The following is a 22,110-nucleotide window of genomic DNA, read 5'->3' as shown; positions in this document are numbered from 1 at the left end:
TATGCAACAATCACAATCAAGCAAGCTTCTTTCAGATTTTTACGCCATTTCAATTATTTCTTCAACTATGCTTGGCGTCGGTTTATTAACACTGCCAAGCAGTATTACAAACCAGACAAATAATGCAGACGGATGGATTGTACTGATTATGGACGGTCTTTTGTTTATTGGAATTGTTCTTTTTTTAGTCTGGATGGTTAAGTATTTTACAATTAGCTGTATGTTTGATTTTACACAGGAAGTAACCGGCAAGATAATTGGAAATATCTTCAACTTTGCTATGGTCGTTTATTTTACATCTGTAGCAAGCTTTGAAGTAAGAGCTATGGCAGAAATGATTCATTTTTATTTACTGGAAACGATGCCCATTGAATTAATTATTCTTTCGTTTATTTTGACAGGCGTTTATTTAATCACGGGAGGTATTGATTCTATTGGAAAAGTAATGGCACTATGTTTTCCTGTAACGGTCATCATTCTTCTTACCTTATACGCTCTTAGCATCGGTATGGTGGATTTAAAAAACTTGCAGCCTGTATTAGCTGACGGATTCAGCCCGCTTCTTGCTGCCTTTACAACCGTCTCTGTTTCTTTTTTAGGGATTGAAACCATTGTCTTTCTTCCGAAGCATATGAAAAATAAAAATCACTTACGAAAAGTTTCGATCATCGGATTTTCTATTCCTTTACTTTTGTATATTATCACTTACGTATTAGTTGTAGGCGCTTTATCCGTTCCGGAGGTAAAAACAACCGTTTGGCCTACGATTGAATTTGTTCAGACGCATGAAGTAAAAGGAATTTTCTTTGAGAGGCTTGAATTATTTTTACTTATTGTCTGGCTTCTTCAGTTTTTTTTAACTTTTGTAATGTATTTCTTTTTGGCTGTTTCAGGATTTAAAAAGATTTTCAAAAACCGGTCAACTACCAATATTATCTTTCTTGTGCCCATTTTATTTATGAGCTCGTTAGCCCCCAAAACAGCAAGCGACGTGTCCCATTTTTCAACGGTATTAGGCTGGGCATTTTTAGTGACATTTTTAGTTATCCCTCTTTTTTTCAGCACGTTAATGAAAATAAAAAAGGTTGTGTTCAAATGACGAAAAAATGTCTTCCTGTCATGATGACCGTTTTTTTATTATGCGGCTGTATGAGCCATCGGAATATTGAACAACTTGCTCTTGTTATAGGAGTGGCAATGGATATTACACCAAAAATCGAACCAAAAACAGGAAAAAATCAGCTTGTGCTGACTCATCAAACGTTAACCGAAACGGAATCCGGAAATATGTCTTCTTCCATTCCATACAAAAACATTACAACAGCCGGCCCTACCATTCATGAAATCACACGAAATATTTCGCTGAAATCTGACCCTATATACAGCCAGCATCAGCGAGCACTTTTAATAGGAGAAAAAGCGAGCAAGACAATCCCTCTTGATGCGCTTATCAATCAGTTTGTACGTGATAATGAAATACGGCGCAGCAGCCTTGCGTTTGTTACAAAAGGAGACGCTAAAAACGTTTTAACGATTCAAGGAATGTCTGTGCCTCCAGTCAACTTAATTTACGAGCTTGTTTACAATAAATTCAAAACGAATAAAATTCTAAATCCCTTAACCATGGGAGAGCTATCGGCTAAGTTAAAAACAGATCAAAGCTTTTTAATACAGCGGCTTTCTAAAATAAAAAACAGCGTTGAAATAGACGGCGCGGCAATCATAAAAGATAAAAAAGCAAAATTCACCTTAACTCAGCACCAAGTGGAGGCTTTAACGTGGTTAACGGGGAATATTAAAGGCGGAATTATTTACGGCAAACACGGTCCATACCCCTTTTCCTATGAAATTGGAGATGTTCAGCAAGATGTGAAGGCCCGCATTGATTCAAATCACTCCCTTCATTTTGACATCGACGTTCAAACAAGCGGCAGGCTATCAGAAGATTGGGAGACTTCAAAACAGGCTCTTGCCGCCTCTAATGTAAAGAACACCGAGAAAAAAATAGAAAAAATTATTCGAAAAGACGCAGAAAAAACACTTCGCTTATTACAAAATAATTACAAAGCTGATGTGCTTGACCTGCATAATTACGTACGAATTCATCATCCTCATTTTTGGAAAAAACATCAGCATGAATGGGATGAAATATTTAGCCAGTCGACCATCGACTATCATGTCGATGTTCAAATTAAAGATTTTGGTACACAGGGCAGAGATTAGTCTTATTACTCAACGCCAGCTTCAGTCAGCTCTTTTTTCTTTAGTTCCATAATCGTGAACTTATCGGTATAGTTTTTGCTGATGAACAGCTGGCGTTCATCATCGTTATTAAAATAAAACTTTTTATCGTCCTGATATTGAAAATTCACTTTTTTCTTTTTCATTTGTTTAATAAACGTTAAATAGTCATTTGAATGAATGAGGTACCTCTTAGGCTTATCAGATATTTGAACAACATCTTCACCTGAAGACTTTAATTTTACAATACTCCATGCAATGGGAAGAGGATTACCTTCTTGAAAGATCGTTTTGTGAAAAATAAGCACAAAGAAAGCAGCTGTAACAATTGAAATAAGAACAAGCTGTTTTTTCACCGTCTATCACCCTTTCTTCACGTCGTTACTACGTTAAGTAATACGACAGGCGTATGAAAAAACCTGTTCATCCGCAAAGGTTGTGTAAAGAAATAATGCAAAATCAACAAAATATAACAGTTTGGTTACCTTTTGATTAAATAACATTACTTCTTTACAAATTTAGCTAATCACGTGATAGACTAAATTCAACATATTAAGTCAGGACTAAACTAAATGAGGTGTTGCGTATGACCACAATGCGGCTTCAATCATACTTAACAACAATGTTTCCAAATGTTCAAATGAAAAGACCTCTTTTTTATAACGCGCCTGCGGGTATTCGCTTTACGCTTACCAATCAAAAAGGCGTATGGGAACGAGAATACATGAAAAATGTGTACGCACGCGCTTACGAAATTTTTGAAACACTCCATGAAAAAAATGATGAGCTGCTGCTTGTTTTCAAAGCGAATGCTGCACAGGATGATTTACTTTTAAAAAAGAAAAAAGAAACAGCTATTAAAAAATTCATCCGCTCTCGCCTGAAGAAACAAGAAGTTCAATCCGTAGCATTATTAAATAACGCTGAGTATATTATTGCCTGTAAAACAAATGATGTGAAAGAAAAGCTTCTTTTGCAATCAATTGCCAACCGTGATCTTCATATTCATCCGGCTATTGAAGAAGAGTGTTACATTGTGAATTTGAATAAAGAAACCATCTTCCACCTATACGACGAGCGCGGCCTGGACATCGTATCAAACAATCAGTCTTCTCTTCAACTGCTTCAGCAAAAGTTTCACGACTGGATTCTAGATATTGATGCAGCTTGTTCAAAAAAAGTACAGTAAAAAAGCAATCATTCAGTAAAGGAATGATTGCTTTTTTATTAGGCTTGATGGACAGGAGACGCTTTTTTTAAAAACAGCCAGTTGATAAGAAAGAGTAGGAAGCTTACGATAACCATTGTTCCGAATGTAAGCAATAACGACCCGCTCGAAAAGCTTTTTATAAAATGAATAATCGGTTCTTTTGTTACTGGAATTGTGAACAGTAACACCAGAACAGCACCGCTGATCATCCCTCCTGTTTGCCCGAATTTGTAAACAATGCTACCAAGCAAACACGCGGCTGCTGTAATAAAAAAGATAAAGACAGCGTCCGTTAAAAAGTGAACAGCGAGAGTAGGATCATGGAAGATAAAATCACTTGCATAATAAAGCTGAACATTCATTAAATTCAAACTATTAATCACCTTCATTGAAATGCTCATGATGACAACATTGATAAAAGACATTACAATTGCAAATAGAGCAAAAACACAGGTCATCGTTGAAAGATATGCTTTACGAGTAGCTCCTAACTTTAAGCAAAAGGAAAAACTTTTTCGAATGATAATAAAACTTACAATACCTGAAAAGATATACTGCGGCATACTTGTTACTAACAGAAGATGCTCATTCACCTGACTGAACACTAAAATATCTACTGCAACAAAAGCTAGCAGAATCGTCCAAAAGCGAATCATTAAATACTTTAGTTCAACGTAGAGCGAATAACTAATGGCTGCAAACTGTCCTTTCATTACGCTACACCTCCACGATTGGCTGTAAGATAAATCATAATATCCTGTATGTGAACGGCTTCTACATGAAACGAACTGTCGACAAGTTCTTCAGCATAAATATCTTCATTAAACAGCACTATTTTTTTCTCTCCCCCGAATACTTGTTCATGGATGACTTGCTTTCCTTTTTCATACTCTTCAATTTGACTTTTAGGTCCTTTCACACTTACACAGCGCTGCTGCAAATTTTCTGCTGTATCCTGAAGAATCAGCTTTCCTTTTTGCATAATAAGTACTTCTTCAAACAAATTACTTACTTCATCAATTAAGTGCGTTGAAATAATGAACGTGCGTGGATATTCTTCATATTCATCCAATAAAAGCTCATAAAAGCGCGCTCGCATCGCAGCATCAAGTCCAATATAAGGTTCATCAAAAATTGTGATGCTTGTGCGAGAAGATAACCCAACAATAATTCCTAACGCTGATTCCATACCTTTAGACAATGCCTTCACTTTCCTATTACAATCTAAATCGAACTCTTCCATAAGCCTCTCAGCAGCTTCCTGGCTCCAATAAGGATAAAAAAAGGAGGCAATTTTTAGCACGTCTTTGACTTTTAATGTTTTTTTGAAATTTCCGCTTTCGTTAATTAAGCAGATGTTTTGTAGAACAGAGCGGTTTTCAAACGGAGATTGATTTCCCACTTTTACCTCTCCTGTTGTAACTGGAATATGTCCGGCTACAATTTGCATCAGAGTCGTTTTACCTGCTCCGTTTCTACCTAGCAGTCCGTATATTTTATTTTGTGCTAGCGTAAGTGAAATATCCTTTAACACTTGCTTAGATCCGTAGCATTTATTTAACAGCTGCGCTTCTATATTCATTCTATTTCCCCCTTGTCTAACAGCTCTTTTAACTCGGTTACCGTAATTCCTAAATGCTGTGCTTCTTTTTTCAGCGGAACGATAAAACGGTTATAAAATTCTTCTTTTCTTTGTGTAAGCAACACTTCTTTGGCACCCGCACATACAAACATCCCGATCCCTCTCTTTTTATACAATATTCCGTGGTCAACTAGCTGATTAATTCCTTTAGCTGCCGTTGCAGGGTTAATGCGATACATTTTGGCAAATTCATTCGTAGACGGTACTCTTTCTTCTTCTGGAAAAGCATCATTTAAAATATTCTCTTCGATGGTTTCTTTGATTTGTTGAAAAATTGGTCGCTGATGATCTAATGATTGTTTCATTTTGACTACCTCACTTAAGTGGTTCATTACTCATGTAACTAACTATATAACTAACTGGTTATTTTTTCAAGTGTTATTTCCAAAAAAAGAAAAAAAGTCCGTCAGTTAGTTACTGACGGACTTTTTCATTTGACTGTTGAACCACTTTACCGTTCTTTTTACTAGCTCATCCTGCTGCTCTTTAGGAGAAATACTGGCTTTGTTGTCGCCTTTTTGTTTCCCGTACATTCCAAACTGTGCGTGATTAGCTCCTTTTACTTGGACCAGCTCCGTATTTTTTGAAAGTAAATGCTTGGTTTCTTTAATTTTTTCAGGCGTCGACAAACCATCTTTCTCACCGGTTAAAGACAAAATAGGGTAAGTGGAGGTTGAAAAATCATTTTTATTCATCGGATACGATGCTAAAAGAACTAAGCCTTTTATTGAGTTTTGATGATCATACGCATAAGACGCTGCACTCACTCCTCCAAGGGAATGCCCTCCGATAAACCATGCGGCAATCTTCGGGTAGCTCTTCACAATATCCGTCGCTTTATTTTGACTAAAGAAGCTCATATTAAACGGAGAATCTACAACAGCAACAAGATATCCTTCATTTGCAATTTGCTGAGCATAATAGCCATATGCTAACGGCTCTACTTTAGCACCTTGATAAATAATATAGCCGGCCTTTATCTCTTTGTTCGTTTGAGGCTTAAATACGTAATAATCGTCTTTTTTCACTACTTTTTTCTCATCTACCAGTGAGTGAAGCTGTTTTGAAGGTTCATAATCAAAACCCGACCATATAACAAAAAAAGCCGCGGTTACTGCAACAAGAACGGCAAGACTGACTCCTAGTATTTTTAACGTTTTTTTCATGTCACTCCCTCTTTCTGTTTTTTTACTATGTACTCTTTTTATATCTTTTAGACATTTTACATGTTTGTTTCAAAGACATACAAGAAAAAAGAGGGGCTCAATATGCATGAAGCAGCAAAAGTAACGTAAACCATTACAAACAATCAAGCAGAGAAAGCTAAAAATTCGGCTGTAAGCTATAATAAGGGGCAGTCTCATTAGCAGACAACCTTCATTAATGAATATCTCGTTTCTTAAACCTTCCTCCCCTGACTTCAGCAATAGCTGCTACAGCAAAAAAAGCAGATGGATCTATCTCATCGATAATCGCTTTTAACTTTGCTTCTTCAAGCCTGGTAATAACACAAAAAATCACTTTTTTATCATCTCCCGTATACGCACCTTCCCCGTTTAAATACGTGACGCCTCTCCCTAAACGAGCAAGGATTGCTTCACCAATTTGTTCATATTGTTCGCTAATAATCCAAGCTGACTTGGACTCATCTAAACCTTGAATCACAATGTCAATCGTTTTAAAAGCAATGAAGTAAGCCATTAAAGAATACATAGCGCGGTCCCAGCCAAATACAAAACCGGCACTTCCCAAAATAAATAAATTAAAAAACATAATCGTCTCACCTACGGAGAACGGCGTACGCTTATTAAATAAAATAGCTAATATCTCGGTGCCGTCTAAAGAACCTCCGTATCGAATAACAATTCCTACTCCCACACCGAGAACAATTCCGCCAAACACAGTTGCTAAAAGAGGGTCGCCTGTTAAGACCGGCAAGTCGTGAAAAATAGAGGTAGCAATGGATAGAATGATAACACCTAATAGCGTAGATAGCGCAAATGTTTTTCCAATTTGCTTGTATCCAATAAAAAAGAATGGAAGATTTAATACGAAGATATAAAAGCCGATTTGAACATCCGTTAAGTGGGATAAAATAATAGATATACCTACAATTCCACCGTCAATAACCTCATTAGGGACAAGAAAAAATTCTAGCCCGACGGCCATTAAAAGGGCCCCCACTAAAATAAATAGCATACGCTTTACAATCATTTTAGCTGATAGCGAACGATGAACAACCTTTTTTATTTCATGATTCGTTTGCAGCACATAACTTCCCCTCCTTTTTGTGATAGAGACATCAATTACTAACTAAACGCTCTATTTTAATATTATCACAAAATTCAAACTATTTATCTGCTCTTTTACAAAAATTTCATCTAATGAAATAAATTATGCATATATTGGATAAAATTGTAGATGATAACAAGTGAATAAATGCCCGAGTACGTTCAAAAGTGAATGCACCCCGACCACTTTTCATACGGGATTAACAGGACAAACTTAGATTAAAAGGAGAGTAAAACGTTATGAACCGTGTAAAGATTATTGCTGCTTCTTTACTCGCAGTTTTATTGCTAGCTTTTTCAGATAATTTCACTTCTGCAGCTGTGCAGGAGGCAATGATACGAGTTGTGCATGCATCACCTGATGCACCTGAAGTAGATATATATGTGGACAATCAAAGCATCGTAGTCGGCGCATCGTTTAAAGATGTGACAGATTACCTTAAGGTACCTGCGGGGTCTCATAAAGTAGAGGTATATGCTATAGGTACAAAAGGAAAAGAAAAACCTGTCATTTCAACTAATGTAACCGTCGAAGCAAACAAAGCCTATACCCTTGCTGCTATTAACCAAGTTGCACACTTAGAATTAAAAGTAGCTCAAGATGATATGAACGTAGCTAAAGGAAAGAGTAAAATCCGAATTGCTCACTTTTCTCCAGATGCTCCCGCTGTTAATGTAGGTATTAATCACGGCCCTACTTTGTTTAAAGACACTGCTTTTAAACAAATGACAAATTATTCTGAAGTAGATGCCGGAACTTATGATTTAACCATCGCAACTAGTCAAGACAATAAAAAAATACTGGAAATTCCAAATCTTAATTTAGAAGCCAACACGGTCTACACGGTGCTCGCTATTAACAAAGCCGACAGCCTTGAAACGCTGTTATTAAAAGATAATACCGCTATGCCTTCCGAAATGCCAAAAACCGGTATGGGCGGTGCTTCAGAGGATAATTATAATTCAATTGTGCCTGTTCTTACTTTATTGGGAATTGGAGCGGTCGCTATATTTGTTGTTCGTCGTCACAGAGGATACGAAAGCGAATGAAATGGATAGGAGGGGTTTTCACCTTTTCTTTTATACTATTCATGAGCAGCTGGTTTGCCCAATCAGCATTTGCAAATAGCTCGACGGATTTTGTTGTGAAGATGGCTGAAACAAAATCGGCTCAATCCTTGAAATCTTCAGGGACCGCTTCTACACCTCTTCCATCTCAGCTTATTATTCCGAAGCTTCATATCAAGGCTTTTATAAAAGGAATGGGCCTTACTAATCAAGGTGAAATGAGCGTTCCTGATAATGGTCATGATGTAGCATGGTTTAAGCTTGGAGCAAGACCCGGAGAGGAAGGAAATGCGGTCATTGCAGGACATGTTGATGACCAAAAAGGACCCGCTATCTTCTATCATCTCGACAAGCTCACAAAAGGAGATGAAATTTTTGTAACCGATCAGCAAGGTCAGCAGCTGGCCTTTGTTGTTACCAATAAAGCTTCTTACCCCCGAGAGTCTGCTCCTATCAGAGAGATTTTCGGTCCAACTTTTCAACACCAGCTTAATTTAATCACCTGTACGGGAACATTTGATCATAAACAGAAAACTCATGAGCGCAGACTCGTTATTTATACAAGCCTCCGCCCGGAAAAAACAGCCGATGTTTCTCACTAAACATCGGCCTTTATTACTTTTAATTACACACTGGTTCGTTTTATTTAAATATTTACACAGCCTTAATATGAACACAACATCTCGCTGGTAAACTAATGCACGACCCCTCAATAAAAAGGAGTTTTGATATGAGACGAAAATGGTGGTTTGTAAGCTCACTCACTTTTTGTTTATGCGGTATTTTTATGTTTATACATACGCAGGCAGCTTCTACTCAAGCAGAAAAAGTAGCCATTATTGCTCATCGAGGCGCATCAGGATATGAGCCAGAGCATACGATGCAATCTTATCTCACGGCCGTCCAGCAAAAAGCGGATTACATTGAACTTGATCTTCACATGTCTAAAGATCAGCAGCTTGTAGCCATTCATGACTACAAAGTTGACCGCACGACAAATGGAACAGGATATGTAAAACAGTATACAGTGAAGCAGCTTCAGCGTTTGAACGCAGGAAAAGGTCCTAAAAAAGCCGTCATTCCAACTTTAGAAGAAATATTCCGTAAGTTTGGCAATCGAACAAACTATTATATTGAAACAAAATCTCCTCATGAATATCCAGGTATGGAAAAAGAATTGTTAACGCTGATGGCTAAGTACAACATTCATACCAATCACGTCATTGTACAATCATTTAGTCCTGAAAGCTTAAAAACCGTCCATCGATACCGACCTACTATGAAACTAATTCAACTGATTCGTTCCAAGCAAACCAATATGTTAACAGATCAGCAGTTCAGACAAATTAAAACATACGCGAACGGCATCGGTCCTAACGCAAGCACGCTGACAAAACCATATGTACAAAAAGCTCGCTCGTATGATTTAGACGTCCACCCGTATACAGTAAATGATGAAAAACAAATGAGAACACTTATCGAGTGGGGCGTAACCGGCATGTTTACTAATTACCCGGATCGTCTTTATAACGTGCTTCATAAAAAATAAACACTTGCCGCGGCAAGTGTTTATTCTTTATACATCTCTTCTATTCGCTCGCCACAAGTACAGGCTAATTAATGCTATGGCATAAAGCAAAGCCCAGCCAAACACCAAAAATTTATTTAATCCTTCGTTAATAAATTGAATGATTGCAGATACGGGCGGCAGTACATACAGCAGCAGTCCGCCTCCTTGATACGGAAATGAAACGCCTGCCGCTGCAAGCGTAATGATTAAAATAAACAGAGGTCCAAACCACGATAAGCTGCCTTCTCTTACAACATCTCTTGTAAAAACAAGACCTATGCTCATACCAAGCAAACTAAACGTCCAGTGAATAATAAACCCAAACACCATTTGCTTAGTGGATATATCCACTTCAAACATATCAAGCAGCACGGGATAGGCAATTGAAACCGCTGATAAAAATGTAAACAGCAGAACACAGCTAATAAGTTTGCTCGTAAAGTACTTATTCTTTTTCCCTACGTGAAGTTTTGTAATAACTTCTTGACTGGAATCTTCCGCGTGAAACAGCGACATTGTAAACCAAGTGGTTAGAAAAAAGAGGAAAAGCGCCGTATTAAAAAAGCTATCAAGCACCGGGTTCGGTCTATATGTATAGTTCATACACAGCGAAATAATATAAAGTGCAAGCGGCGGAATATATCGATACGATTTAATATATGTAATAAAATGATAGCGAATCAATGCACCCATCTTAAATTTCTTCCCTTTCCATATGATATAGCTTTACAACTTCACCTTGAACAGCAAGTAATTCTGCAAGAAACTCGTTTACATATTTTTTATCTATATAAAAAATCCAGTAGTTTCCGTGCTGTTCAATTTTCGTGCACTTTTCTTTTAATAAACGAAGTGGCTTATTAAGAATCACATTTGCCTCAATAACCGTTAAATGCTCAATGAGTTGAACGCGCTCATTTTTTAAAATGCGCTGTGACCCAATGGTGATAACACGATCCGCTACAGCATGTATGAGCCTTTCTTCATGACACGTAAATACAATGGTCATCCCTCGTTCTTTTAGCTTTGTAAAAATTCGTTCTACTTCTAGCTGAGCACGCGCATCTAATCCTGATAGAGGTTCATCAAGCAATAGCAGCTTAGAAGAACTCAGCAGTGCTTGCATCATGTTGACTTTTTGCTTCATTCCTTTTGAAAAAGAAACGATTTCTTCATGTCTAAACTCTACCATTTCGAAAGTTTCGAGCAGCTCTTCAATTCTAGAGCTGCGCTTTTTCTTAGACAATCCTTGAATTCGTCCCATGTGCTGCAAATAACCTGCTAGGGTAAAACGCAGCTCCTGAGGAAATTGCTCTACCACAAATCCAGGCGTACCGGTTTCTTTATCAAGGTGAATTGTTCCTTTAGTCGGTTTAGATAATCCGCCAATTAGCTTTAAAAACGTACTTTTTCCCGCCCCATTTTTTCCAACAATCGCAACAGTCTCTCCTTTATAAAGGGTCGTATGAATGTTTTCTAATACGGTATGTTTTTTGTATACTTTTGCAACATTTTTTAATTCAATCAGTTTTTCCATCCGCTGCCTCGCCTCTCCATAATCCTATATGTTAAATCATAGCATATTTATGGGGAATGTGCTTCCATCTCTATACGTTTCAGCTAAATTTTTCCCGTACAAAAAAGCCTTTGATATGATCAAAGGCTTTTTATAGACAATACCATATGCTCTTCATCAATAAATTCACCATCTACTTGAAGAGCTCTTTTTTCATACGCATAAGAAGTAAAACCGAGGCTTTTGTATAGGGCTTTTGCCCCTTCATTTTTAGCAGCGACAGCTAGGTAGATTTGCAAAACATTCGCTTTGGAAAAAGCTTGTTCAACAGCGGCTTTTAACAGCTTCTTCCCAAGACCTTTCCCCCTTGCTTCAGGGGCTACGTACATGCCCCAAATATCTCCTTTATGCTGAACTTTTAAAGGCTTTTGCTGCTGAAACCCTACAATCCCTACAAGCTGGCTTTCCATAAAAGCTCCTACTACAAATTCTGATTGGCTGCTTGGGAAATAATTTCTGATATCAGCAATTTCTTTTTCATATTCTTCTTCATAACTTAAAATAAAACTTTCGGGATGATCTTTTAAAGCACGAAGACGGAGTTCAAAGTACACGTCAGCGTCTTCTTTTGCCAACAATCGTATATTCATCTTTTCACCTTAGTTTCTTATGTTTTAATTAGCTATTAAGGACTGTACACGCTAAATACTTCATTCCACCGATACAGCTCATAATAATTTCCCGGCAGGTCTAAATCTGAAATAAGTACCTTGTCATTTTTCGTATCTTTTATGCGCGTTAAAAGATTTGCTTGTTTTCGATTTGTACGAATCCACATCGTTTGATTCGTTGCTTTATGATAAACAGGCGCGTAATCGCCTAAGCCTTTTTGCGGAAATGTGAACTGACTTTGCTTATTTGTCTTTACATTCATGCTATATAAAAAAGGCAGCGGCCTCTTTTTTTCATCATTCGACCACCCTGCTTCGGGCACACGTGAAATGATGATGTTATCTTTTTCTGTCCAAGTGAAATCCCAATCTGCGAAGCCTTTTGGCGTAAACACATGTTCTTTAAAAACGGGCATCTCTTTTAAAGTGAACTTTTTATTTTCGGTGGCAAATCTTCCTTCTCCATTAATAAATGCCAGTACTTGCTCTTCATTACTCCACTTAAACCAATTGGGTACATTAAGCATATCTCCCACCACTTGAAAAGCTTTTCCTTCTTTTGTAATGATGCACAGCTTATTTGCATCTGCAGACATCGAAGCCGTTGGAATAGCGATAAAACTAATCCATTGACCGTTAGGAGACCATTTAAAGCTGCTTGTTGTATACGCAAAAAATGAATCATTTTCTGCTGGCAGCGTCGTAAAAGCCTCTACTTTTTTCACATCTAACCCTGCATATTTGCTCACTGTATATAGCTTTACCGGTCCCCATCCCGTGGGCGCCAGCGCAGCAGCTGACGTAATTAAAAATCGATCTCCTTCCGGAAACCATGAAAACTGATCAACTCCTATGGCTACACGCTTCTTTTCATGCGTTTTAACGTTGTAATATACTAAGATTCCATTCGAAATATACGCAAGCTCCTCGGCAACCGGTGACCATTGATAATGAGTCACATCATGTTCAACAAGCAGCGGTTTTCCTTTTAACGGTGCAATCATTAAAGAATCATTTTCTGCATACGCAACTATATCTCCATGTGATGACCATTGAGGCATAGAGGCATGACGGGCATAGGATAACTGCCTTTCGGTACCGTTATCATATACCCATAGGTTTCCTTGCCGTATAAAACTGACCTTCACTGTATTGGCAGCATTTATTTGCATAGGGAACAACATAAGAAAAAGCAGACATAACGCTATTTTTTTCACCATGTTCACTCCTGTCTTTTTTTATAGCGTTACACAAATCTCCTCATCTCATCACATTTTTGAAAAAATAAAAAAGCGCAGCGGATAGCTGCGCTTTTTGTATATTATGATTTTGACTTAGATTTTGGTGATGGCTTTGTTTTAGCTTGTGCTGCATTATTGGCCGCATCTTTTTCTTTTAATAAACTCATACGTTTTTTCAAGTAGTAACCTTGTCCAATTCCGAATAAGTTACCAATTACCCAATATAGTGCAAGAGCAGATGGAAGTGAAATTCCCGCTACTAAGATGAAGATTGGCATAATGTTCATCATCATTTTCATTGGAGGTTGAATTTCATCCGTCATACTTACACGAATTTGTAAGAATGTCGTAATCGCTGCAACTACCGGTAAAATGAAGTAAGGATCTGGCTTTCCTAAACTTACCCATAAGAATGAATGCTGCGCAATTTCATGCGTTCGTGCAATGGCATTATAAAATGCGATAATAATAGGCATTTGAATAAAGATTGGCAAACATCCGCCAACCGGATTAATTTTATGCGTTTGGTAAAGCTGCATCATTTCTTTTTGCTGCTTTTGCTGTGTTTCCGGATCTTTTTTACCAGCATATTTCTTTTGAATCTTTTCCATCTCTGGACGAAGTGCTTGCATAGCCATCGTGCTCTTTTGCTGTTTTAAAATAAGTGGCAATAGAACTAAACGAATGATAACCGTCGCAATAATAATAGACAGACCATAGCTTCCGCCTGCCCACTCAGCAATTTTCGTTAATGCCATAGATAAAGGGTAAACAAAATAATGATCCCAGAATCCGCCACTTGTAGCCGTAACCGGTGTTTTTGTACTGCTACAGCCGGCTAGAGCTAAAAGAAGCGCTCCCATTAAACCAAGCAATAATAATTTTTTATTTCTTTTCATATTCTTTCCTCCTAATAATGACTAAATGTATGAAGTGTTTTTCAGAAGGAAAGGATCTTCTTCATCATTATTCTTCTCTTTAACTGGTGTTTTTCTATACACATGTATAAATACATTTCGTCTTTTCCATATCGTTAATACTGAAGGATCGATCCCTGCATTCACATGGTCAGTGACAGGTTCCGCATGAAAAGCCGTAAACCTAGCTTCACGAAGCATATAATAACAAAGGATGTATAAAACGAAAGCAGATAAATACGGCGCATATAGAAAAAGATCGTGATAAAATTCCATGTGCCAGCTCTCTTTCTGACTATAATAGTACAATCCAATATATGTAGTGTAGCATTTACGTTCCTGTTACACAACATCAACTTATCTCTTTGACTGTTCTACGTATTACTTTTTAAAAAGTTTCATATTTACGACACAAAATTTGCTCACCATAAAATATGATGAGCAAATCTAATACCATTCTCTATTCTCGTATGCTTAGCGCTGGTTCTCAGTCTTCTTTTAGTTTCATGAACCACGTAACGCCGAATGCTACACCCACAGAAATAATCATACCGATGATATAGTGAATTAAATTGCTCATACCAAGCGGTGCGGCGATTGCCATCATTGGAATACCTGTGAGTCCGTATGCATTGGCTACTACGTGCATAAGTACAACGTAGCCTCCCCCGGCTGCCCCGCCTATAGCCGCAGCAATAAATGGCTTGCGAAGCCGTAAATTGACGCCAAAGATAATCGGTTCTGTAATTCCTAAGAAAGAAGAAATAGCCGCCGGAATCGCAATTTTTTTCGTTTTGGCATTTTTCGTCTTAAAGTAAACAGCCAGCCCTGCTCCTCCCTGCGCTACATTCGCGCAGGCCCAAATAGGAAGTAAGAAGTTAACACCAATCTTCGGGTTAGCAAGCAGCCCTGCTTCAATAGCATGAAAACTATGCTGCAGGCCTGTTAATACAATGGTTGAATATAAGCCACCAAACAAAATTCCTGCAAACACTCCGGCTACATCGTATAGAGACTGAAGGCTAATGGAAATTAAATCTCCAATATAGCGGCCGAAAGGACCAATAAACACAAGTGACACAAAGCCCGTGATAATAACAGTTAAAAAAGGCGTAACAAGTAAATCAACCGAATTCGGCACAATTTTCCGCAGGCCCTTTTCAATTTTACTCATCACGTAAATAGCTAATAAAATTGGAACGACCGTACCTTGATAGCCAATCAGCGGAATACTTAAGCCAAACAAATCCATATATTCTGGCTTAGCATCTGCTAATGTCCATGGATTTAATAACATCGGATGCGTCAAAATCCCTCCGATAACCGCTCCAAGATAAGGGTTTGAACCAAATTCTTTTGCAGCTGAAAACCCGATTAAAATCGGTAAAATGATAAATGCTGCGCCTGAGAACATGTCCAATAAAACAAATAACGCACTATCTTCTGAGACCCAGTGGAACGCTTTCATCATACCGAGCAATCCCATTAATAAACCGCTTGCTACAATGGCTGGAATAATCGGAACAAAAATATTGGAAAGCATGCGGGCAAAACGGGCAAATGGGTTCATCTTCTTCTTCATTTCTTCTTGGTGATCTACTGGGGCAGCAGCCTCTTCAGCGCCTAATTCTTTAACAAAAGCAGCGTGGATTTTATTAACGAGACCGGTTCCAAAAATGATTTGAAACTGTCCTGAATTTGAAAAAGCCCCTTTTACATCCTCTATTTCATCCAAACCTTTTTGATCGATTTTGCTTTCATCTCGAATAACGAGGCGCAAACGCGTAGCACAGTGCTGGGCACTAGCAATATTTTCTTTTCCTCCCAAAAGCGGAACAAGCTTTTTAGCAATTTCTTTTACGTCCATCTTACTTCCTCCTTGTTGTATGTCATAAAAAAAGCAAGACCTAAAACACGCTTATAAAAGACACACTTGTCCTTTATGCGCATTCTAGGTCTTGCCTGCTTTACCAGTCACAATCCCGATTATTCAATTAATACGCTTTCATTGTACTCAATGCAACAATATTCGTCAATGCTTTTTTCTATATTCTTTGCTCTATTCGGCAAATGTGAAGCGTGATGTAGCCTAACTCCGCTTCTGGAAAATTAATGTCGTACTCCTCTTTGACAAATTGCTTTATCGTTTCAGCACACTGATACGATTTTTTATATTTGACTTTTAATACGTCGAGCATCTCTTCATCCATCTCATGAAAAGGTTCATTTTGCGCTAAACGATTTAACGCAAAGCGCAAGTGAGTCAGCAGACGCTGATAGGACATGCTGTTTTCATCAATCTCCATATTCAGCTCTTTTTTTATAATCGTAACCATTTCATTAATAATCGTTGTATTCATCATGAGCTGCTGCATTCCTGGTGAATTCAGTTTCGCCGTATGAATATGAAGCGCAATATATCCCGCTTCATCAATCGGCATCGTGATGTCTAACCTCTTTTTGATATGCTGAAGAGCCCACACTCCTATTGCATACTCAGGCTGATAGAGTGATTTAATTTCATTAAGCAATTTATTTTGGATGGAAATTCCGCGGGCTATTCTTTCGACAGCAAAGGATAAATGATCGCTCAAAGCAATATGCACATGATGACTTAGCGTAGCAGAAAGCTGCTGCTCAGCATACGAAATGATTTCTTCCGCCACTTGAATATGCTCTTCAGGAAGATTTTTTAATAGTTCTTGAAACTTTTCCTGTTCTTCTTTCATGACAAAGACTTTCTCCACTTTTGCAGCATTAATAAGATCATTTTTACCTTTTTGAAAAGCGATGCCGGGACCCATCGCAATCTTTTCAACTCCGCCTTCCTTAAAGACAACGGCGTTGTTATTTAACACTTTTAAAATCTTCAAATGCGCTCTCCTTTCTTAAAGGAAAAGGCCTTGCTTATTACTTCATCGTTACTTTTGCACAAGCAGTTTCGCCTTTTTGAACCGTCCCTTGAGCCAAAATTTCGAAACTTTCACTTGCATCACTATTTGTAACAACAATTGGTGTGATAATGCTTTTCGCTTTTTCTTGAATAAGCGCTAAATCAAATGTAATAAGAGGTGTTCCTACACTTACTTTGTCACCTTGTGTTACGTGAGCTTCGAATCCTTCGCCTTCCATTGCCACTGTTTCAAGGCCGATATGTATTAATACTTCTGTACCGGCTTCTGTTTTTAAGCCTACCGCATGTTTTGTATGAAAAAGCTGAACGACTTCCCCAGCAACGGGTGAAACAACTTGTCCTTCTGAAGGTTCGATTGCAAAACCGTCTCCCATCATCTTCTGTGCGAACACTGGATCTGGCACTTCGCTGATTGGCAGGATATTACCTGAAAGCGGAGCTAGAACGGTTGTTTCTTTTGATTTTGTCTTATTACCAAATAATTTTTTAAACATCTCAATCACCCTTTTTTAGATTGTACTTGTAGCATACCCCAATGATTCTGCAGAAAAACTTCCCCTATCCTGATGGTACATTAACATGGTCATTATTTAACCATGCTTTTTTTATCTTGTAAATAAAAATGTATAAGCGCTTTTATAAGAAGCACGTTCCCTATGCTGCACTTTATGTAACCCTTTCTACATCTTCTGAAGGGTGGATATTGAATTTTAACCCTAAAAAAGAGGTTAAGACATAAACAAATGAATCCAATCTAAAGACGAATAACTCGTATACATGAGCCGAACCGCTTTTGACACCGCAGTTGATTTCCGTGCAAGACTTCGCTTTCCGCGGGCGGATGCTGAGCCTCCTCGTCGCATACGCTCCTGTGGGGTCTCACCTATTCCGCTTTTCCCGCAGGAGTCTTCGGCTTGCCCTCCCATCAACTGCTAGAAAGACTTACAAACATGAAACCTACGTTCACCGTAACAAAAAAAAACGAACCACTAATCAAACATCTTGATCAGTGGTTCGTTTTTCACTTCGTCTAAAATCCTTTTGTCCCAGCCTCTTGAGATTAGAACGTTGACGCAACTTCTTTTGCTTTTTCAGATGCTTTTGCTAGAATATTGTCTGCTTCTGCTGGCGTGTAAGCCATGCCTTCTGCAACAACCAGTTGGAAATCTTGAACACCAATGAATCCCATTACTGTACGTAAATAGCTTTGAGTAAATTCTAGCTCTGCCGCAGGGCCTTCTGAATACACGCCTCCACGAGCTTCTAGTAATACTACCTTTTTATCTGAAGCTAATCCTACTGGACCATTTTCAGTATATTTAAACGTTTTTCCTGCAATTAAAATGTTATCAATATATGCTTTCATTAGTGGAGGGAAACTTAAGTTCCACATTGGAGCTGAGAAAATAACTTTGTCAGCTTGTAAAAACTGCTCTACTAATTCACCCATACGCGTTACTTTTTCTAACTCAACAGCTGATAATTCTTCACCAGCTCCAGCTTTTCCCCATGCTGCTAAAACATCTCCATCGATGAATGGAACTGTTTCTTTATACAGATCAAGCGTTGTCACTGTATCAGTCGGGTTTGCTGTTTTATACTCATCTAAGAAAACCTGTGCTAAACGAGTTGAAAATGATGCTTCATCAACCTGCGGATTTACTTTTACATATAATACATTTGCCATAAATGTCATCTCCTAAAAAGTGTCTATTATCATCAGTTCGAGATATTACTAAACAAATTATCTTTAATTCGAGATTTATTATATAACGCCATTTTTTATGCGTCAACCTTTTCGCACAAAAAAACTCCGCAAGCGGAGTTTTATATACATTGAAATTCTCGAATTTGATTTACATCTACCCCTGCATACACCCAGAAAGATCCTGTCCAGCGATATCCTGCAACTGAGCGTCTGCCTACAAAGGTTGGGTAAAACCAGTAAGGTCGACCATTTCTCGGCCATATATAGGTGTATCGGTATAAGCATCCTGAAATAGCGCCTGGATCAACAGCATAAAGCGATGGACCTCCTGAACCTAGCTTTGGTGTAGGTGTAAAAGCTGGCGGCGGACTTGAAGGTGGCTGCGCCCCTCCCTGCGGCGGAAACCCTTGGCCCCCTCCTTCAGGTGGTGGCGGTGGAAAGCCTTGGCCTCCTCCAGGTGGAAACAAATTTTGAAAACGTGGATCGTATTGATATGGATACATACGCACTCCCCCTTTATAATGCTTGCTACGTTACAATATGCATCATAATGAAGATAGGTGAATGTCTACTTTTACCTTCTATAGACTAATGGAACGATGTCAAACTTGGTGAGCTTAAAGGAGGCTTACCCGAAGAAATAATAAATCCAACACGGAAACTACTTGCGTGTTGGATCTGCTTGCGGAAAATATTTTTCAATAAAATTATACAGCCAAAATACGGTAATCAAAATAGGCGCTATCAGAAAAGGATGTTGAACCCACCTTTTCACCAGTACCTTTTCAAATGACGGAATCGATTTTAACACTTGAAATAACGAGCTTCCGCTAAAAATAACGCTCGTTCCTATCAATAAAAAAGACAGCGAGTTAAATTGATCTATCCACATACTCATAGAGATATAAAAACTAACACCGGTTCCTATGCCCCCCATTATTCCGCTTAAAATACTTTTTACCGAAAAAGGAATCCCCACAAACCATCCGGCTCCTAGTCCTGCACACCCTGCTAAAATGCTAGAAAAAAGCAGCGGCTGCTCAAGCCAGAGACATGCATTCACTCCAACCACTAAGGTAACATGTATTCCTACGTGAAGGGAAATTCTTTTGCCAACAGGCTCTGAAACATAATGATGGTAGCGCCCGCTATAAAAAATTGTCCACCATAATAATAAAAATGCTGTCAAACTTGCCCCTATAATCATAAACACACCTCTCTACGTTATGATTCTATTAATCTCTATCTATTATTTTCCTAATATCCTGTGTCTCTTATTCGGTAATCTACCCTATGCCTTCCATACGTTCATCAGTAAGAAAGTAGACTATGACTGTTTACTTGTAGGGAGCTAAGAAGTTGAATGTCTGCATGTAGAAAAAGATAGTGTAGAACACTTTCTCTTACCTTTACTATTATTCATATGTATAGCTTGCTAGATTTAGTCCTTGCAGTTTAGAATTTTTCAGTCGTTCATATGAAACTATTTGCCCCTTTCTTTCGTTATATATATACATGTTTCTTTATCTTTTCACGTGCAAAAAAAGATAAATTCCTATAATATGTTTTCATATTAACCTTTAAGGAGATAAAGAAGATGAATTGAATAAATCCTTACAAATAGAGTTTTTAGAAAAAAGAAATTGTTATCATTTCTCCTATTTATGTTATAGAATAATTCATGTATAATAAAAGGCTGTATGGTAACGCAGCTTGCGACATATCTTTTCTTACTTTTAGCAAGTCTATATTCAAAGCAAAAACTGCAAAGCGGGGTTAGTGCGACTCTTCATTAATCGACTTTGCATTAAAAACCAGCATTTTTCTTTTATCATAAAGAAAGAATGAGATTTAATAGTGACAGGTGAATAATATGGGTGAAAATCAAAGAAATGTTAGTAGATTTGACTGGAACTTGGCTTTCCTAATCTTCCTATTGTTTTGCGTAAGCGTTGTGGCAATCCATAGTGCTGAAAAAATTGGGCAGTATGATAAGAACTTCGTAGCGCAACAAGTTGTTTTTTATATTATTGGAATGGTGATTATAGGATTTGTCATGCGTTTTGACTCCGATCAGCTTCAAAAGCTAACGTGGGTTTTTTATGGATTTGGGAACTTTTTATTGCTTCTTTTACTAGTGGCTCCTTCAAGTATTGCCAGAGAAATTAACGGGGCAAAAAGTTGGTTCACACTTCCCGGCTTCTCGTTGCAGCCATCAGAGTTTATGAAAGTGTTTTTGATTATCACACTGAGTACGGTCATTGTTAAACACAATGAAAAATATCGTATCCGAACAGTAAGAGAAGACTTTTTACTGCTTGGTAAACTAGGCGCTGTACTTGCTTTACCTTTATTGTTAATCATGCAGCAGCCTGACTTAGGTACCGCTCTTGTGTTCTTAGCAATCACAGTTGGACTTGTATTTGTTTCAGGCGTAAGCTGGAAAATCATCGCGCCTGCGTTTTTAGGTATTACAGCGGTTGGTTCTGTTATTTTGGGACTTGTTGTTTATGCACCTAACTTATTAGAAAAGTATCTAGGGGTTAAGCAATACCAATTTGGACGTATTTATTCTTGGCTTGATCCTGAGTCGTATAGTTCGGGAGAGGGCTATCATTTAAAGAAATCGTTAGATGCGATTGGGTCAGGAATGGTAAACGGTAAAGGGATCGGAAATGGAGTTGTCTATTTGCCAGAAGGACAGACCGACTTTATTTTTGCGGTTATTGGAGAAGAGTTTGGCTTTATAGGCGCCAGCATTGTTATTAGTCTTTTCTTCGTACTCGTTTATTACTTGATCAAGCTAGGGCTTGAAACAAAAAATGAATTCAATTCTTACTTATGTGTAGGCGTTATTTCAATGCTTACGTTCCACGTATTTCAAAATATCGGTATGACCATTCAAGTCTTGCCTATTACCGGAATTCCACTTCCTTTTATTTCATATGGAGGTAGTTCACTGATGGGGAACATGTTTGCAATGGGTCTGATGTTTGGAATCTCATGGCATCACAAACGCTATATGTTTGGAAATGATTAAAGAGAGACAATGGTCTCTCTTTTTTCTTTTATCTCCCTATTAAGCATGCTACAATAAAGAAAACGCTTTCAAAAACTGTTT

At 38.1% G+C, this 22,110-nt stretch carries 26 protein-coding genes; 7 read left to right on the top strand and 19 right to left on the bottom strand.

Annotated features, from left to right (window positions below; genetic code table 11):
* Position 1: 1 nt before the first annotated feature.
* Together ACWATA_RS04640 and ACWATA_RS04635 are read left to right on the top strand one after the other, a co-directional pair.
* A complete protein-coding gene (locus tag ACWATA_RS04640) occupies positions 2-1,099 on the top strand; it encodes a GerAB/ArcD/ProY family transporter (protein ID WP_098113576.1) in 1,098 nt (365 codons plus the stop codon).
* Complete coding sequence (locus tag ACWATA_RS04635) at positions 1,096-2,223, top strand: Ger(x)C family spore germination protein (RefSeq protein ID WP_473049599.1); 1,128 nt, start codon at positions 1,096-1,098, stop codon at positions 2,221-2,223. Before ACWATA_RS04640 ends, ACWATA_RS04635 begins: the two co-directional genes overlap by 4 nt.
* Before the next feature lie 5 nt (positions 2,224-2,228).
* Here the strand turns inward: ACWATA_RS04635 and ACWATA_RS04630 are convergent, their stop codons facing one another.
* Entirely contained in the window at positions 2,229-2,597 is a 369-nt protein-coding gene (locus ACWATA_RS04630) for a hypothetical protein (protein ID WP_028415092.1), read from the bottom strand.
* 230 nt (positions 2,598-2,827) lie between these two features.
* On the opposite strand from ACWATA_RS04630, the gene ACWATA_RS04625 reads away from it, so the two are divergent.
* Positions 2,828-3,430, top strand: a complete 603-nt coding sequence (locus ACWATA_RS04625; protein ID WP_013058688.1) for a DUF3885 domain-containing protein — start codon at positions 2,828-2,830, stop codon at positions 3,428-3,430.
* A 38-nt stretch (positions 3,431-3,468) separates the two neighbouring features.
* Here the strand turns inward: ACWATA_RS04625 and ACWATA_RS04620 are convergent, their stop codons facing one another.
* The 5 genes from ACWATA_RS04620 to ACWATA_RS04600 all read right to left on the bottom strand — a co-directional run bounded on the left by ACWATA_RS04620 (position 3,469) and on the right by ACWATA_RS04600 (position 7,364).
* Positions 3,469-4,164 carry a hypothetical protein gene (locus ACWATA_RS04620; protein WP_033579869.1) on the bottom strand — a complete coding sequence of 232 codons (696 nt, stop codon included), beginning with the start codon at positions 4,162-4,164 and terminating at the stop codon, positions 3,469-3,471.
* Positions 4,164-5,033 (bottom strand): ABC transporter ATP-binding protein, encoded by an 870-nt coding sequence (locus ACWATA_RS04615; protein WP_028415094.1) that lies wholly within the window; start codon positions 5,031-5,033, stop codon positions 4,164-4,166. The genes ACWATA_RS04620 and ACWATA_RS04615 overlap by 1 nt, the downstream gene beginning before the upstream one ends.
* Positions 5,030-5,398: a GntR family transcriptional regulator gene (locus ACWATA_RS04610; protein WP_028415095.1), complete on the bottom strand. Its 369-nt coding sequence runs from the start codon at positions 5,396-5,398 to the stop codon at positions 5,030-5,032. The genes ACWATA_RS04615 and ACWATA_RS04610 overlap by 4 nt, the downstream gene beginning before the upstream one ends.
* A 105-nt stretch (positions 5,399-5,503) precedes the next feature.
* Positions 5,504-6,259 (bottom strand): alpha/beta family hydrolase, encoded by a 756-nt coding sequence (locus ACWATA_RS04605; protein ID WP_049166054.1) that lies wholly within the window; start codon positions 6,257-6,259, stop codon positions 5,504-5,506.
* Positions 6,260-6,473: 214 nt separating this feature from the next.
* Positions 6,474-7,364, bottom strand: coding sequence for a YitT family protein (locus ACWATA_RS04600; RefSeq protein ID WP_013058693.1), 891 nt, complete (start codon positions 7,362-7,364; stop codon positions 6,474-6,476).
* Between the two features lie 260 nt (positions 7,365-7,624).
* Between ACWATA_RS04600 and ACWATA_RS04595 the strand changes: the two genes are divergently transcribed.
* From ACWATA_RS04595 to ACWATA_RS04585, 3 genes are all read left to right on the top strand, one after another.
* Complete coding sequence (locus ACWATA_RS04595; protein ID WP_033579867.1) at positions 7,625-8,434, top strand: DUF4397 domain-containing protein; 810 nt, start codon at positions 7,625-7,627, stop codon at positions 8,432-8,434.
* Complete coding sequence (locus ACWATA_RS04590; RefSeq protein WP_028415098.1) at positions 8,431-9,054, top strand: class F sortase; 624 nt, start codon at positions 8,431-8,433, stop codon at positions 9,052-9,054. Before ACWATA_RS04595 ends, ACWATA_RS04590 begins: the two co-directional genes overlap by 4 nt.
* Before the next feature lie 128 nt (positions 9,055-9,182).
* Positions 9,183-10,001, top strand: coding sequence for a glycerophosphodiester phosphodiesterase family protein (locus tag ACWATA_RS04585; protein ID WP_155010511.1), 819 nt, complete (start codon positions 9,183-9,185; stop codon positions 9,999-10,001).
* A gap of 27 nt (positions 10,002-10,028) precedes the next feature.
* Here the strand turns inward: ACWATA_RS04585 and ACWATA_RS04580 are convergent, their stop codons facing one another.
* From ACWATA_RS04580 to ACWATA_RS04520, 13 genes are all read right to left on the bottom strand, one after another.
* On the bottom strand, positions 10,029-10,715 hold the full coding sequence (locus ACWATA_RS04580) for a hypothetical protein (protein WP_028415100.1): 687 nt from the start codon (positions 10,713-10,715) through the stop codon (positions 10,029-10,031).
* Between the two features lies 1 nt (position 10,716).
* Positions 10,717-11,559: an ATP-binding cassette domain-containing protein gene (locus ACWATA_RS04575; protein ID WP_033579865.1), complete on the bottom strand. Its 843-nt coding sequence runs from the start codon at positions 11,557-11,559 to the stop codon at positions 10,717-10,719.
* A gap of 119 nt (positions 11,560-11,678) precedes the next feature.
* Positions 11,679-12,188, bottom strand: coding sequence for a GNAT family N-acetyltransferase (locus ACWATA_RS04570; RefSeq protein ID WP_098999613.1), 510 nt, complete (start codon positions 12,186-12,188; stop codon positions 11,679-11,681).
* 35 nt (positions 12,189-12,223) lie between these two features.
* Positions 12,224-13,429: a TolB family protein gene (locus ACWATA_RS04565; RefSeq protein ID WP_224980521.1), complete on the bottom strand. Its 1,206-nt coding sequence runs from the start codon at positions 13,427-13,429 to the stop codon at positions 12,224-12,226.
* A gap of 101 nt (positions 13,430-13,530) precedes the next feature.
* Positions 13,531-14,349, bottom strand: coding sequence for a membrane protein insertase YidC (gene yidC, locus ACWATA_RS04560; RefSeq protein WP_014458568.1), 819 nt, complete (start codon positions 14,347-14,349; stop codon positions 13,531-13,533).
* A 21-nt stretch (positions 14,350-14,370) separates the two neighbouring features.
* Entirely contained in the window at positions 14,371-14,643 is a 273-nt protein-coding gene (locus ACWATA_RS04555) for a hypothetical protein (protein WP_013058702.1), read from the bottom strand.
* 211 nt (positions 14,644-14,854) lie between these two features.
* A complete protein-coding gene (locus ACWATA_RS04550; RefSeq protein WP_028415103.1) occupies positions 14,855-16,234 on the bottom strand; it encodes a sucrose-specific PTS transporter subunit IIBC in 1,380 nt (459 codons plus the stop codon).
* 178 nt (positions 16,235-16,412) lie between these two features.
* A complete protein-coding gene (locus ACWATA_RS04545; protein ID WP_028415104.1) occupies positions 16,413-17,240 on the bottom strand; it encodes a PRD domain-containing protein in 828 nt (275 codons plus the stop codon).
* A 37-nt stretch (positions 17,241-17,277) separates the two neighbouring features.
* The gene (locus ACWATA_RS04540; RefSeq protein ID WP_098999610.1) at positions 17,278-17,775 is read right to left on the bottom strand and encodes a PTS sugar transporter subunit IIA; all 498 of its coding nucleotides are present in this window, start codon (positions 17,773-17,775) and stop codon (positions 17,278-17,280) included.
* 234 nt (positions 17,776-18,009) lie between these two features.
* On the bottom strand, positions 18,010-18,207 hold the full coding sequence (locus ACWATA_RS04535) for a hypothetical protein (RefSeq protein ID WP_372452798.1): 198 nt from the start codon (positions 18,205-18,207) through the stop codon (positions 18,010-18,012).
* 134 nt (positions 18,208-18,341) lie between these two features.
* Positions 18,342-18,968 (bottom strand): FMN-dependent NADH-azoreductase, encoded by a 627-nt coding sequence (locus ACWATA_RS04530; RefSeq protein ID WP_014458563.1) that lies wholly within the window; start codon positions 18,966-18,968, stop codon positions 18,342-18,344.
* A gap of 140 nt (positions 18,969-19,108) precedes the next feature.
* The gene (locus ACWATA_RS04525; RefSeq protein ID WP_473049598.1) at positions 19,109-19,492 is read right to left on the bottom strand and encodes a transporter; all 384 of its coding nucleotides are present in this window, start codon (positions 19,490-19,492) and stop codon (positions 19,109-19,111) included.
* Positions 19,493-19,650: 158 nt separating this feature from the next.
* Positions 19,651-20,196 (bottom strand): hypothetical protein, encoded by a 546-nt coding sequence (locus ACWATA_RS04520; protein WP_047749948.1) that lies wholly within the window; start codon positions 20,194-20,196, stop codon positions 19,651-19,653.
* 666 nt (positions 20,197-20,862) lie between these two features.
* On the opposite strand from ACWATA_RS04520, the gene ACWATA_RS04515 reads away from it, so the two are divergent.
* On the top strand, positions 20,863-22,029 hold the full coding sequence (locus ACWATA_RS04515) for an FtsW/RodA/SpoVE family cell cycle protein (protein WP_014458560.1): 1,167 nt from the start codon (positions 20,863-20,865) through the stop codon (positions 22,027-22,029).
* Positions 22,030-22,110 lie beyond the last annotated feature (81 nt).

The sequence above is a fragment of the Priestia sp. USM5 genome, from assembly GCF_058323215.1.
This window is presented reverse-complemented; position numbering and strand designations above follow the sequence as displayed.